Raw genomic sequence first — 14,776 nt, 5'->3', positions numbered from 1 at the left:
CGATTCACTACTCTCTTGTTCAATGCATTATTCGTTTTCAAACATCTTTAATATTTTTTATCATAGACTGTCCAGCATTGACCGTCAAGATGGTTTTCCATCTCACAATTAAAGCGGATTATTTTTCAAACTGTTCTAAGGCGTCTAAAGCGGCCAAATAATCAGGCTCCTGACCAATATTAGGCACCACTTGGCGATAAACGACTTTGCCCTCTGCGTCCATTACGTAAACGGCTCGCGCAAGCACGTCTAAATCAGGAACCAACAGATTTGTCGCGTAACCGAACGATTCTTCTTCATCCGACAACACGGATAAATTCGTCACACCTTCAGCCGCACACCAGTTTTTTTGTTCCAACGGTGTATTCTTCGAAACAGTCACAAAACGAACATTTTGATGATAGTCGGCCTGCTGATTAAATTTCTTGGTTTGCACTGAACATACCGGCGTGTTCAAATCTGGTACCACGCTAATGACCAGTGGTTTGCCTAACAATTCAGCCATTTTGACCTTATTGCCATCTTCGTCAAATAATTTAAAATGCGGTAACGCATCCCCAACGGCCAGCGGTTCACCGACCAGCTGTACTTTATTGTCATCTGCAACGATTTCCACAAGAACCACTCCTGTCTATTTAAATTCACTCACAAAACACCACAAATTACGGTCATAAGGTGTTCGTTGAGCCTTATTCTAAACCATTTCCCCGTTAAGTAAAGGACTGGCACTTTAAATTTCAGTCTCGATTTATAAAGATTAATAAATAGTGCTGACCTGATTTTAGCAATTGTCGTAAGAAGGAGCTGTGACACAAGTCCGATTTGAGAACGAGCATTAACGTAAAACTGACCTATTCCCGAACTTTGGGAATGGGTCAGTTTTGGGTTAAGCAGAATTCTCAGGACCTTGGAGCGCGATATTACTCACATTATTCGTCCCAAATAAACTTATGTCCCAATTTCTTTAACACTAGATCAGATTTGTAACAGTTTAATTTGAAGTTTAAACGTCAACTAATAGCAACTATCCCTGCTAAAGGGCGTTAAAGCTGACTACAAATTAACTTCCTTGTCATTAACCGAAACCGTAAGTGGATCACCCGAAATCAGTTTGACGTTTGTTCCGTTTGCATCCACATGAACTTCAATCAGACGACCACGGAACAGTTGACGGAATTGGTAACTGGTCCATTTCTTCGGTAGGAATGGTGCAAAATGTAACTCATCATTGCGAACCCGCATGCCGGCAAAGCCTTGAACAATCGCTAACCAACTACCAGTCATTGATGTAATATGCAAACCATCGACCGTATCGTTATTGTAGTTATCCAAATCCAAGCGTGATGTGCGTTCGTACATTTCAACGGCCTTATCTTCATAATGCAGATCAGCTGCCAAAATTGAATGGATGGCTGCGGATAGGCTGGATTCATGAACCGTTAATGGCTCGTAGAAATCAAAGTTGGCCTTCTTTTGGGCAGGTGTAAAGTCATCAATAAAGTCCCAAACACCCTGTAAGACATCCCCTTGCTTAATGTAAGGGGACCGTAAGATTTTGTCCCATGACCAGTGTTGGTTAATTGGCAATTGATCAGCAGGAATCGCACTGACTGGTTCGATATCCTTGTCAAGGAAGCCATCATGCTGAACAAAAATGCCAAGTTTGTCATCGTGTGGCAGATACATCTTGTCGACGATATCTTGCCATTGCTTCTTCTCTTCATCGCTAACAGCTAAATCAGCGGCCTGTTTTGCGTCAACCTCTTGTAATACCTGCAACGTGTACTTCAACGTCCATTGAGCCAAGTAGTTGGTGTACCAGTTGTTGTCGACGTTATTTTCGTATTCATCTGGACCTGTGACACCATGAATCATGTACTGTTGATTACGTTTGGAGAAGTGAACACGGTCGGCCCAGAAGCGGGAAATTTCCGTCAACACTTTACTACCTTCGTGTAAGACATAACTCTTGTCGCCCGTATAACGCGTGTAGTTGTATATCGCAAACGCAATGTCACCATTACGATGAATTTCTTCAAACGTGATTTCCCATTCGTTGTGTGATTCAATACCGTCAAATGTGACCATCGGGAACAAGGCACCTTTAAGTCCCTGCATCTTTGCATTATGGTAAGCGCCATCCAATTGTTGATAACGATACATCAACAGATTGCGAGTAACTTTTTGATCCGTTACGCCAAGATAAACGGGTACTGCAAAGGCATCTGTGTCCCAGTAAGTAGCACCACCATACTTTTCACCAGTGAAGCCCTTTGGTCCGATATTTAACCGTGAATCTTCACCATAGTAGGTCGAGAACAGCTGGAACAGATTAAAACGAATCCCCTGTTGAGCACCAACGTCCCCTTCAATGGAAACATCACTCTTCGTCCAGCGGTCAGCCCAAACGGCCGTGTGTGCTTGGTAAAGATCATCAAATGATTGCTTGTTAACATCTGCCGTCAAGTCATGCATTCCTGCTGTTAAGGCAATTTGGTCATCATAATCACGTGATGTTACCACAATCACACGCTTTTCCAACTGAGCGGTTTCACCGGCAGCCAATTCACCACCAAATTCATTCGTGACTTCAGTTGCTGTTTGCACACCGTTTTCAACAGCTGGCAACGTGCTCTTATTGGTCATTTGCATCCCAACGGTAAATTGAGGCGTGCCAAAATTATTCGGCTTGGTCTTGGTGACCACTTCACCTTGGTCACTGGTACCGTCAATATTCAACACATCCCAGAACCGTTCGTCGTAGTTAGCGTCTTCGTTTTGAACATCAGCATCCAACGATGAGTTTAATTCTAGCTTAACAGCCTGATCGCCCACGTTTTTAACACTAACTCGAATAACCGCTAACTCTTTTTGTGCAGCGCTGACAAACCGTTCAAACGTGAAAGCCAACTTAGCTGCACCCTTCGTCACGGTGAATGTCCGGGTCAACAAAGCATGTTGCATGTCCAAATCAAGTTTAAAATCACTCACTTGATCTTTGGCCAAATCAAGCTTTTCGCCATTAATCACCGCATTGACCTTAATAAAGTTGACCGCGTTGATAACTTTACCAAAGTAAGCAGGATAACCATTCTTCCACCAACCAACACGTGTCTTATCTGGGAACCACACGCCCCCAAGGTAAATACCAGGTAAAGTATCGCCACTGTAATCTTCTTCAAAGAAGCCACGGAGCCCCATGTTACCGTTACCAAGACTGGTCATTGATTCCTGTAGGCGCTTGTCCTCTGGATCAAATTTTCGGGTAACAACGTTCCATGGTTCGATGTCAAACGTTTGTTTCATAGTTTTATTCGTCCCTTCTCACATATATTGTTCTCTGCTCAGTGCAAACTGGGCTTCGGCATCACTCTTATTCCGCATACGTTTCGTGAACGATACCAACGGAAAGCGCACCGACTAATAATAGAATACCGGAAAGTAAAATCATAACAGGCATGGATGAACCCAAAAGTGGGAACAAACCAAAACTAAGCACACTGGCAACAATCTGTGGCAAACAAATTGACCCGTTGAATAAGCCAAGATAGGTTCCCATGTTGGCACCAGAAAGTGCGTTTGTCAGGATCGTGAATGGGAATGCCATCATTGAAGCCCAAGCAATACCAATTAAAATAAATGAAACAATTAATAACCAGCGGTTGTGGATAAAGAATACTGAACCAAAACCAACGGCCCCTAAGGCCAGTCCTAAAGAGTACGCCTGTTTGTGCAAGTTGTTTGGTACCCGTGCAATAACAAGTGACCACACAACAGCAGCAAGTGATTGAACTGCTGACATTAAACCAAACCAGTTACCAGCGGCCTGATACCCTGCACTTGCTGGGTTAACTGCCTGCCAAACATTTTTAGAAATCGCACCAGTACCGTATGTCCATAGATACTGGAAACCCATCCAGCAGAAGAATTGGACGACCGTAACAGTCCAGAATACTTTTGGCGCGTGTGCTAACAACTTGAACATGTTTTCGCTCTTCTTGTTCGCATTTTCATCAATGTTATGATACTGCGCGTATGTAGCAGGATCGTATTCCTTCACACGGAAAACCGTGAATAAGCTACAAATGATCAGGATAACCGCACCAACATAGAATGAAATGATAACAGATTGTGGTACAACACCCTTTTTAGCTGTGTTGGCAACACCAAGTGCTGTCAGTAAAAACGGAAAGACAGAAGCTAAAACGGCACCTGTGTTAGAAAGAAAACTTTGAACACCGTATGCAAAACCTTTTTGGTCATCGTTGACCATGTCACCAACCATCATTTTGAATGGTTGCATCGCAACGTTACTGGATAAATCCATGAACAAAATGGTAATAGCACCAAACCAAAGGGCTGTCAGCGATGCATAACCAAATCCAAAACTACCAGCGTTTGGTAATAACATCATGACAATAACCGCCACAATGGCACCAATTAACAAGTAAGGAATCCGGCGACCAAGTTTAGGCATCCAGGTCCGGTCTGAGTAATAACCAACTAATGGTTGAACAACCAACCCAGCTAACGGCGGTAAGATGAAGAACGCCCCTAACTTGGTTGGATCTGCCCCAATCGTTTGGAAAATCCGACCCATGTTTGAGCTCTGTAACGAAAAGGCCATTTGGACCCCAAGAAAACCAAAACTGATCATCCAAATAACACTAGCAGGTAATGTCGGTAATTTATGCTTTTTATCGACGCTCTGCGATGACGACTTATTCTCTGCCATGCTGCTTCCTCCATTTCAAAAATCAAACCAATAATTGCAAACGCGTTGTTATTGAGCAACGTTGATTAATCGATATTTATTATGCAACCGCTTACAATAAAAAGCAACCGTTTGCACAAAAGTTTTTTAAACTTTTTTACTTACTTGTCTTAATTGGCCAAACTGTCTAGCAATTCCACTTTATCAGTCACAAATAAAAGCCATCGCTAACGTAACACCTGTTTGCGGTGTCACCATAGCGATGGCTTTCAATTTTTTAGCGCATTAATTAGTTCAACTGCTCAAACGGCAGAATGATCCGATTCTCATGACCTGCTTCCGTTGAATGCTTACGAAAAACGAGTTCAGCCGCAGCGGCACCCAAGCGTTCGGGATACAAATCAATTGAATGGAAATTGACGTTTGGCAACGGTAACGAAATCGATCGGTTGTAGCTGACCAATGGCACCTGTGCGTCCGGATGAACATGTTGCCATCGTTGATAAAACGACAGCCCAATCAGATCATCCGTGGCCAAAATACCATCAATGTTAGGATGCTTTTCAAGCCATTCGGTTATCGAAGCAATTGGTGCGTCAGCACGGGGTAACTGCGTTTCAACAGTCGGTACACCACGCTTAGCAGCAATTTGTTTAAATCCTTGACGACGATTTTGCTCGTATGGCCAATCTACTGCAGAACTAACAAATACAGGTCGGTTAGCATGAAGCTTATCAAGCAGATACGTTGCCCCCGCCTCACCAGCAGCCACATTGTCATTGTCAACATAGTCATCATCGTGGCTAACACTTGGTTGACCAACAATGACAAACCGTAGTCCAGCCAACCGCAAATAATCGGCAACAGGATCATCTTCGTGGGAATACAGTAAAACAAAGCGTTTAACCTTGGCCTGATCAACCATCGCTGACACATTGGCCAATACATCATCAGACGTTTCACCAATCGCAACAGATAGCACATACTGCCGTTGTGTCAACACCCTATTGATGCCACGCATGGCATCAATGAAGAATGGATTGCCCTGCGTGCTACTTTGACTAGGTGGAAACACGACACCAACCACGTTTGCTTCACCACGGGTTAAACTCTTCGCGTTATAGTTGGGGACGTATCCCAAACGTGCTGCTAGCGACTGAATGCGTCGTCTCGTAGCCGCCGAAATCCGCGGATTATCGTTCAAAGCTCGCGACGCCGTTGAAACCGACACCCCCGCTTGATTTGCAATATCCCTGATCGTTATCATGCCTGCACCTGACTTTTCAAAATAATCTTTTTATCATTATAGCAGTTCGGCGAATACGTCCTCTTGTTGATTCAAGAAAGTTTCACCGGGATGAATCTCTGTCATTTTGACACCAGCCAGTGCTTCCTCAAGCAAACCTTCGACATCAATTCGCTGTTCAAACTCGCGCGTCCGATCCAGGTTAGGCTTTGTCTTAGGTGCTGGCGGTGCAAAAATCGTACAACAATCCTCAAACGGTAACACTGACAGATCAAATGTATCAATCTTCTTGGCTACATCAATGATTTCATTCTTATCCATTGAAACCACTGGCCGTAAGATTGGCATAGTTGTCACATCATTAATAGCCAGCATGCTTTCCATCGTTTGAGACGCGACCTGACCTAGAGACTCGCCGTTGAAAATGCCTAATCCGTGGCGTTTTTCTGCTAAAGCAACGGTCAAACGCAACATCATCCGACGTTGTACCGTCATCAGATAGCCTTCAGGAACCTTCTCTTTGATTTCTTCCTGAATCTTGGTAAATGGCACCTGAATAAATCGAATCTTGCCAGTATAGGCCGTTAACTTAGCCGTTAATTCCATGGCCTTATCCAGTGCCTGTTGACTCGTGTATGGCGGGCTAAAGAAATGCACCATTTCGACTTGAACGCCACGTTTCATCGCTAGGTAAGCCGCGACTGGTGAGTCAATGCCCCCTGACAACATCATCATCCCTTTACCAGCGGTTCCCACAGGCATTCCCATGGCGCCAGCAAACGTTTGACTAGACAGAAAGATCCCGTTGTTACGTACTTCAACCCGCAGCGTTAAATCAGGTTGCTTCATTTGGACATGAATATCCTCAAAAGCGTTTAAAATGACACCACCCAGATGATCATTCATTTCATACGTGCTCAAACCAAAATGATGATTAGACCGGCGCGTATCGATTTTAAACGTCATGCCTGGCTTGTATTGCTCTTTAACCATGTCAATGGCCTGTTGGTCAACCAATGCTTGATCCAGATCCACCTTGACAGATGGTGAATAGTTTTCGATTCCGAAAACGTTGCTCAACCGTTTCATCACTAACGCTGAGTCCGCACCATTAAGTGTTAAGTGCATTCTGTCATGATCAGGATGAACCTTTACGTCGGGAATATCATGAAGCACGCCACGGACATTATTGCCTAAACGGTCAATAAACGACTTACGGTTTTTCCCCTTTGTTGATAATTCGCCATAGCGAACCATAATTTCATCATATTGCATTAACGAGCCTCCCTTATTTGTCTTCAATTACTTTATTAGCAGTTGATTACCTGCCGATCGTTTGTCACAAATTCGCTCAATCGCCTAGCTATTAATTTTCTTAAACTGCTCATATAGCTGATCAAACACTTGATTAAATGTGTCTGCTTCAGCTAACATATTATTTTCATCCAAGCTCACACGAACAGCACTGGTTGAAATTTGGTCTGGCACCTTCATTGCTTTAAGCGTGCTTGAGGCCAAATGTTTCTTGGAAGAACAAGCGCTCGTTGTCGAAATGTAGATATCATGATCTTCAAAAGCATGCACAATCGTTTCACCACGAACACCTTCAATAGCAAAGCATAAAATATGCGGTGCAAAATGGTCATTATCTTGTGAAAACAACGTGACTTTCGGAAAATCTTTGATGTGATTCAAGATTCGACCGCGAACCGCCCGCTCATTTGCAACGTTGGTCTCTTCATTTGTCAGTAACAAACGTAGAGCACGCGCCATCCCCGCGATTGCAGGTAGATTCTCTGTCCCACTACGCAAATTACGTTCTTGACCACCACCGGTCATCAACGGCGCAATTCGTTTGCCTGAGCGAGCGTAAATAAAGCCGATGCCACGAGGGGCATGGAACTTATGACCGGAAAAGGTAATAAAGTCAACGCGATCGTTAAAAATTAAATCCGAGATGCCTTTACCAATGCCCTGAACGGCGTCAATGTGGAAGTGAATCGTCGGATAATCCTGTAAAACAGCTGCGATATCCTTTAATGGCTGAATACTGCCAACTTCGTTATTAACTGCCATCACAGAGACTAAAATCGTATCCGGTCGAATTGCTGCCTTCACATCGGCCGCACTGACGCGTCCCTCTTCATCAACAGGTAGATACGTAATCTCATAACCAAGTTGTGCTAATTGCTCCATAGAGTTATGCACTGCAGGGTGTTCCACAGAAGAAGTAATAATGTGGCGACCAAACGCCCGTTTTTCCATCGCTGTACCTTTAACGACCCAGTTGTCGCCTTCAGTACCCCCACTGGTAAACAAAATTTCACTCAACTTAACGCCTAATAAATCCGCAATCTGTTGACGAGATTGCTCTAGCAAGTTATAGGCTTGTTCACCAAAATTATGCAAAGACGACGGATTGCCCCAAATGGTTTGACTGACTTTGGAGTACGTCTCCAAAACAGATGGTGCCACCTTTGTCGTTGCGCTGTTATCAAAGTAAATCATGTTGTCCCTTCCTCGTTTTAAATTCGGTTCGACTCGAGTTAAAAACTTGAATCAGTATATCACGTTTGCCCGCCCTCATGCGAACATCTGTCCATTCACGACAACATTCATCACATAACGAGCGTGCCATTGTTAGCAACCATATGTTCCTATTGCGGTTGTAACGAAAAAACGATCATCCATGCATACTTCACACAGACAATCGGCATTTTCAATTAACGCTCACGAAACAATTTATCTTATTTGAAGAGAAAACCTAGCTACGCCTGTGAAGTCGGTGTTTCTGGTTGATTACCATAGTAACTATCTTCAATTCGTTTGTATGCGCCTGGCTCAATCTTTTCAAGTGCATTAGCAATTGTCTCTAATGACTCGGAATACTTATAATCGCGATCAAACAGTTGTTGAGCGCGTTGGCTGGCCGCAACCATTTCTTCATCCGAATTACGATAACGATTAGCATATTGAAGCAATTGCTCAGCCAGCACGGCACTGTCACGAACATCGTTACTCTTTTCCGTTAAGGTAGCCAAATCGGCCTGAATCATCACTAACTGCTTGGTCACATCTTCCATATTAATCTGAGTTTGGCTCAGAGCACCACCCAGCTTCTCTACTTCATCGCTGACAACGTAGAAATAATCCAAGTAGTCCTTGGGCAAACCAGGCAGGTTCAGACTCTCTAACTGACGTTTGATGGTGTGCATCTGGTTATCAAACTGTTGGAAACGTTGGCGTGCTTTTTGTTCCTGTGCGCCCAATCCTTTGATGCCATCATTGATTTGACGCTGTTGCTGCTCAATCTGCGTCAAAGCTTGTAGCTGATCTAACTGATGTTGTTGAATGTTGGAATAGCTATCGGTATGCGTCGCTAATGCATTGACATCCGTACGATAGTACTCTTCTATTTTTTCAATTTCTGTTGCCAGTGTTTGTGCATTGTCGAGCTCACCATGATTCAATACATAGCTTTGTCCAAGTCGATCCAATTCGACCTGCAGGGCGCGGTTTTGCTGTTTGGCATGTGCTAAGAAAGCTTGCAACTCTTCATTTTGATCATCAACTTCAGGCTTAGCCTTAACTTCTTTTTCAAGGACTGCATATAAATCATCAATTTGAACTTCAATATTATGATTATCGGCGGTCGTTGTAGCAACATCCAAATCGGATAAATGTTGATTGGCTGTCTGAATTTCACCCTTAATCCGGTTTACTTGACCGGGAATATCCACGTTGCCAAACACAAAATTTTGCGACGTCATCTGTTGGTAACCATCAACAATGTCGTTCAGTTGATCACTGAAGCCACTCTTCAGATCACGATATAACGGTGGAATGGTATCAATCAAATGATCCAAGTCATCTGTGCCCTCAGTCAACTGATCCAATACCTTCTGGGCAGCAACATGATCGCCCTGTTGAGATAAGTTTGTAAACTCATCAAACTGATCTTCGAGTTCAGCAAGGTTGTGTTCTAACTTATCTATACTAGGACCGAAACTTAAATTCTGAGACAAGAGCACCTTTCGTAAATCTTGGTACTTCTTTTCCAATTGATTAACAGCAGCTCGGTGATCACTGTCGACTTTTTTTAGCGCTTCAAGGCCGCCCTGCACATGCATCAACTTGTCCGTTGCTTCGTCCAGTAAGTCAGTTGCCTGCTGCAACTCGTTACGGGTTTTAACAAAATTAATACCCCGTGCATCAACCATCAGCTGATTAATCACCTGGTCAACTCGTGGTAACGTCTTTGTTTCCACACTCTGGTATTCATCGGTTAAGCCATTGAAAGCAGTCAACGATTGACCCGTCAAACTCAACTGATGACCAGTTTCAACTTGTTTGTCTACATGAAGTTGACGCAGATCCTCGCGTCGATCCTTCAACGCTTGAATTCTCCGACCAGTTATTTTTTGGAACGCAAAGACCGCTCCAAACAAGATAATTGCTAGAATGATGATGCCAATTAAAACTTGAACCATTTTGCACGTCCATCCCCGTTTGCAAGCCATTGATTGCTTGCTTTTTTGAAATAAATCATTAAAATGTACGTCATCAAATTGAAATCTCACTAATTGAAACGTAACTAACTAATGAAAAGTATAGCATAGCCAGTTTTTCGCTTTAGATTACGTTTCTGTGACTTTATACTTTTTTAGTTCTTACCCAAGGAGGATCACATGTCTGAAACAACGAAATCCCTATTAAATCAGCAATTAGACGCCCTCTTAACTGATGAGCACGATTTAATTGCAAATTTAGCAAATGCCTCTGCTTTATTGAAGCAAACAGTTCCCGATCTTAACTGGGCCGGTTTCTACCTATACCACCGTGCCGACGATGAACTTATGCTTGGCCCATTCCAGGGAAATGTCGCCTGCGTGCACATTAAACCAGGCCGTGGTGTCTGTGGCACAGCTTTAACCACTCAAGAGGTACAAGTTGTGCCAAATGTTCATGAGTTTGCCGACCACATTGCATGTGATTCTGCCAGCAATGCAGAACTTGTGGTTCCATTAACGAAAAATGACGTTAAAATTGGTGTCATGGATTTAGACTCGCCAACATTAAATCGGTTTAGCAATGAAGACGTGGCTGAACTAACCGCATTCGCACAGGCTCTCGTAAGCCATCTTGACATTACCGCCTAAATCACGGTATACTATTTCAGTTGTAAAATTTGCAGCAGTAGGTGGTAAGCTCGTCAACAGATTGGTGCCGGCGATTGCCTAGTGCCATCGTTGGTTCAACTAGTATCCGGGGCTGCTCCGGTGAACATTGCAAAACAACCTGCACGAATACCGAGCCTACACTTCGCATATTTTACTCCAAACAAATTATTTGGAGGACATTTAAATGTCACGTTATACAGGTCCTTCCTGGAAATTGTCACGTCGTTTAGGCGTTTCACTTTCAGGAACAGGTAAAGAATTAGCTCGTCGTCCATACGCCCCTGGTGATCATGGTCAAGGTCGTCGTGGTAAGGTTTCAGAATATGGTACGCAATTACGTGAAAAGCAAAAGTTGCGTTTCACCTACGGCATGACTGAACGTCAATTTGCTAACTTGTTCATTAAAGCTGGTAAAATTCGTAAGGGCACGCATGGTACTAACTTCCTCGTTCTGTTGGAACGTCGTTTGGACAACATGGTTTACCGTTTAGGTTTGGCTACTACTCGTCGTCAAGCTCGTCAATTGGTTAACCATGGTCACATCACTGTTGATGGCAAACGTGTTGACATTCCTTCATACGAAGTTAAAGTTGGCCAAGAAATTGCCGTTCGTGACAAGTCAAAGAAATTAGTTATTATCCAAGCCGCTGTTGAAGCCGTTGTTGGTCGCCCAGCTTACGTTGAGTTCGATGCTGACAACTTAAAGGGTTCATTAGTTCGCTTGCCAGAACGTGAAGATCTGGATGCTGATATTGACGAATCATTAATCGTTGAATACTACAACAAGTTGTAATTTTCTTACTTCTTGTTCTCGAAACCGATGGGCTCGCCCATCGGTTTTTCTATGTTCTTTTTTAATCAGTAACAAGTCCCAAATGCGCAGTCACATATAATGGTTATGTTATACTAGCCAGTGAGAAATCAACTGGGGAGGTATTGATATGGCTGATAATCATGGCACAGATGGTGATACGAACCAACGCCTTTCAAATGCAATTTATGGTACTCCAAAAATCAACCCGGACGAACAGCGTCATTATCTGGGAACATTTCGTGAACGCGTTGCACTGACCATGACCGTTGCTCAACTTAGGAGTGGCGATTACCTCACTGCGTTCGGCAACGACCTCAGTCAACGAGACGAAGTTAATAATACCGTGTTGATGAACGGAAATTTAGGTCAGGACGTTTTAGGACCCTACATTCGAACCACAACCATGCATGCGGTCTCATTTACAATTAAAAATGATCCTGAATATAAAATTGGTGACGATGACTTAGCGTTGGTGGTCACTGCCAAAACGGCCATTGACGTTAATCCTGTTGACATCGCCAAAAAATATGCCGACCAAACTTCATCTAATAGTGATCAGCCAAAGCCAGTGAAAAAAACAAGCTTTTGGCAACGGTTATTCAATAAATGAAAACTATTACTGAATTCAATCTATAAACGCACTGGCTTCCCTCCCTAGGAACTCAGTGCGTTTATGTCACTAGATCTCACACGCAACTTACCATTTCTTTTAACCGGAGGAACACCTTGCAACCTTTAGCTTATCGCATGCGTCCTAAACGCATTGAAGATATCGTGGGCCAACAACATCTTGTTGGTCCTGGAAAAATCATTAATCGCATGGTTAAAGCGAAACTGCTTTCTTCCATGATTCTTTATGGTCCACCTGGTACCGGTAAAACAAGTATTGCAAGTGCTATTGCCGGATCAACTAAATATGCTTTCCGAATGCTTAACGCGGCGACTGACGGCAAAAAAGAACTTCAAATCGTCGCCGAAGAAGCTAAAATGAGTGGCACTGTCGTTTTATTACTAGACGAAATTCACCGTTTGGACAAAGTTAAACAGGATTTTTTGCTACCACTGTTAGAAAGCGGCGCCATTATTCTTATCGGAGCGACCACTGAAAATCCGTATATCAACATCAATCCTGCCATTCGTAGCCGTACCCAAATCTTCGAAGTTTATCCCCTCACTCCTGAAGATATTGAAACTGCCATCGATCGCGCACTCGCGGACGAGTCAAACGGTTTAGGTAAGATTAAGGTCAATCTAGATGAAAATGCCCGTCATCACCTGGCCAGTGCCACCAATGGTGACCTGCGTAGTGCGCTTAATGCACTAGAATTGGCCGTTCAATCTACTGATCCTGACAATGATAAAACTGTCCACATTACACTCCCGGTCGTTGAAGAATGTTTACAGCGCAAAGCCTTGTCCGCGGATAAAGATGGTGACGCACACTATGATGTTATTTCTGCTTTTCAAAAATCCATTCGGGGTTCAGACACTAATGCCGCCCTACACTACATGAGCCGTTTAATTGCCGCTGGTGACCTAACTATCATCTGCCGTCGACTTCTTGTCATCGCCTATGAAGATATTGGACTGGCAAATCCCCCTGCCACCGCCCACACCGTTTCAGCTGTCACGGCAGCTCAACAGTTAGGCCTGCCAGAAGGACGAATTCCTCTAGCAGACGCCGTGATTGAGCTTTGTTTGTCTCCTAAATCAGACTCCGGCATCAGCGCAGTCGACAGTGCACTGGCTGATGTCAATGCCGGTAAAAGCGGTGATATTCCTGCTCACTTAAAGGATGCCCATTATAAAGGCGCTGCTAAGCTGGGCCACGGCGTAAACTATCAATTTCCACATGACTTCCCTAATGACTGGATAAAGCAGCAATATTTGCCGGATAATTTGGCGAATGCAACCTATTATCATCCTAAGGACAATGGGCGCTATGAATCTGCACTCGGTGAACAATACGCCCGACTAATGGCGGCTAGTGGGCATCCATTACCACCTAGGAACAAAAAATAATGTTTTTCAAACAACCAACGCTAATAATTGCGTCTTTAAAAAAATCATGCTATGTTCGATATGAATTCTAAGATGTACGCAAGGCTCAACTTACAGTGTTGCCTTACAGTCTTTTTACTTAGGGTGTGACTCTAGTATCGCCTATGATAGGCCTTTTCTCTTGGTAATCAGAAGCCTTAACAGCCACGCCCACCTGCCTTGTCGCGGGTCAACTCTGAAGAGCCGGTTGTCGGCATCACTAGTTTTCATCAAAGTGCATACTTTGGAACGTCAGTCTCCTAGAGGCTGGCGTTTTTCTTTTATTTGAATCGCCAAATTTTAACTTCGATGAAAACAATTCGCCCTATCGTTTTAGGAAAGAGTCATTTATAATTAACTCTCATGAGGTAAGAATATGTTAATAAAAATTTTAATCTGCATTTTTGCAGTCATCTTCTTTTTCATCAGTGGTTATCTTTGGTTTCACCGCCAAACAGGCTTTTTATTGTTTACACCTGATCGTCACCCACAAATTGGCACACTGCTCACTTTTTGGGCCATCGAATTGTTCATCGTTGGACTGTTGGCTATCGCAGGTTTATTTAGTCTCGTTGTGATGGTCATCGCTTTGATTGTCGGCTGTCTATCAGGGATGCTGCTCGGATTAACACTCGTCCGCTTTATGAACTAGTAGCCATAGCAGTTAGTGAATTTTCCTTAACAGGTAGATTGCAAATTTAATCCGAATTTTTGGACAAATTTGTCAGCATAACCTGATACGGTGTTTGCCAGTCGAGTATTTTAAGCGGTCGCTGGTTAAT

Annotated in this window: 12 protein-coding genes and 1 other annotated feature (1 of these 13 only partly in view); of the genes, 5 read left to right on the top strand and 7 right to left on the bottom strand. The window is 43.5% G+C overall.

Translation table 11 applies throughout. The annotated features are described in order from the left end of the window. Nucleotides 1–32, bottom strand: a binding site (T-box leader) (it extends 192 nt beyond the left edge of the window). Nucleotides 33–118: 86 nt separating this feature from the next. The 7 genes from tpx to ezrA all read right to left on the bottom strand — a co-directional run bounded on the left by tpx (nucleotide 119) and on the right by ezrA (nucleotide 10,450). After that, the gene (gene tpx, locus GB992_RS00970) at nucleotides 119–616 is read right to left on the bottom strand and encodes a thiol peroxidase (protein ID WP_017261215.1); all 498 of its coding nucleotides are present in this window, start codon (nucleotides 614–616) and stop codon (nucleotides 119–121) included. 437 nt (nucleotides 617–1,053) lie between these two features. Next, nucleotides 1,054–3,306: a glycoside hydrolase family 65 protein gene (locus tag GB992_RS00965; RefSeq protein WP_161000843.1), complete on the bottom strand. Its 2,253-nt coding sequence runs from the start codon at nucleotides 3,304–3,306 to the stop codon at nucleotides 1,054–1,056. A 67-nt stretch (nucleotides 3,307–3,373) separates the two neighbouring features. Further along, nucleotides 3,374–4,735 (bottom strand): SLC45 family MFS transporter, encoded by a 1,362-nt coding sequence (locus GB992_RS00960; protein ID WP_161000842.1) that lies wholly within the window; start codon nucleotides 4,733–4,735, stop codon nucleotides 3,374–3,376. Nucleotides 4,736–5,003: 268 nt separating this feature from the next. Beyond that, the gene (locus tag GB992_RS00955) at nucleotides 5,004–5,981 is read right to left on the bottom strand and encodes a LacI family DNA-binding transcriptional regulator (protein WP_161000841.1); all 978 of its coding nucleotides are present in this window, start codon (nucleotides 5,979–5,981) and stop codon (nucleotides 5,004–5,006) included. A gap of 36 nt (nucleotides 5,982–6,017) precedes the next feature. Beyond that, on the bottom strand, nucleotides 6,018–7,235 hold the full coding sequence (gene thiI / locus GB992_RS00950; RefSeq protein ID WP_161000840.1) for a tRNA uracil 4-sulfurtransferase ThiI: 1,218 nt from the start codon (nucleotides 7,233–7,235) through the stop codon (nucleotides 6,018–6,020). Nucleotides 7,236–7,319: 84 nt separating this feature from the next. Continuing rightward, entirely contained in the window at nucleotides 7,320–8,468 is a 1,149-nt protein-coding gene (locus tag GB992_RS00945; RefSeq protein ID WP_161000839.1) for a cysteine desulfurase family protein, read from the bottom strand. A gap of 260 nt (nucleotides 8,469–8,728) precedes the next feature. Beyond that, the gene (ezrA, locus tag GB992_RS00940) at nucleotides 8,729–10,450 is read right to left on the bottom strand and encodes a septation ring formation regulator EzrA (RefSeq protein WP_161000838.1); all 1,722 of its coding nucleotides are present in this window, start codon (nucleotides 10,448–10,450) and stop codon (nucleotides 8,729–8,731) included. A gap of 198 nt (nucleotides 10,451–10,648) precedes the next feature. Here ezrA and GB992_RS00935 point away from each other — a divergent pair, with 198 nt between their 5' ends. The 5 genes from GB992_RS00935 to GB992_RS00915 all read left to right on the top strand — a co-directional run bounded on the left by GB992_RS00935 (nucleotide 10,649) and on the right by GB992_RS00915 (nucleotide 14,646). Further along, nucleotides 10,649–11,119: a GAF domain-containing protein gene (locus tag GB992_RS00935; protein WP_161000837.1), complete on the top strand. Its 471-nt coding sequence runs from the start codon at nucleotides 10,649–10,651 to the stop codon at nucleotides 11,117–11,119. Between the two features lie 205 nt (nucleotides 11,120–11,324). Next, the gene (gene rpsD / locus GB992_RS00930) at nucleotides 11,325–11,933 is read left to right on the top strand and encodes a 30S ribosomal protein S4 (protein WP_017261223.1); all 609 of its coding nucleotides are present in this window, start codon (nucleotides 11,325–11,327) and stop codon (nucleotides 11,931–11,933) included. Between the two features lie 148 nt (nucleotides 11,934–12,081). Beyond that, nucleotides 12,082–12,564, top strand: a complete 483-nt coding sequence (locus GB992_RS00925) for a YueI family protein (protein WP_161000836.1) — start codon at nucleotides 12,082–12,084, stop codon at nucleotides 12,562–12,564. Between the two features lie 137 nt (nucleotides 12,565–12,701). Continuing rightward, entirely contained in the window at nucleotides 12,702–13,976 is a 1,275-nt protein-coding gene (locus GB992_RS00920) for a replication-associated recombination protein A (protein WP_161000904.1), read from the top strand. Between the two features lie 394 nt (nucleotides 13,977–14,370). After that, nucleotides 14,371–14,646, top strand: a complete 276-nt coding sequence (locus GB992_RS00915; protein ID WP_161000835.1) for a hypothetical protein — start codon at nucleotides 14,371–14,373, stop codon at nucleotides 14,644–14,646. Nucleotides 14,647–14,776: the final 130 nt, after the last annotated feature.

Origin of the sequence: Furfurilactobacillus milii, assembly GCF_009863985.1 — a bacterium.
Taxonomy (GTDB): domain Bacteria; phylum Bacillota; class Bacilli; order Lactobacillales; family Lactobacillaceae; genus Furfurilactobacillus; species Furfurilactobacillus milii_A.
The sequence above is the reverse complement of the archived record's forward strand: the minus strand, read 5'-3'. Positions and strand labels throughout refer to the sequence as shown.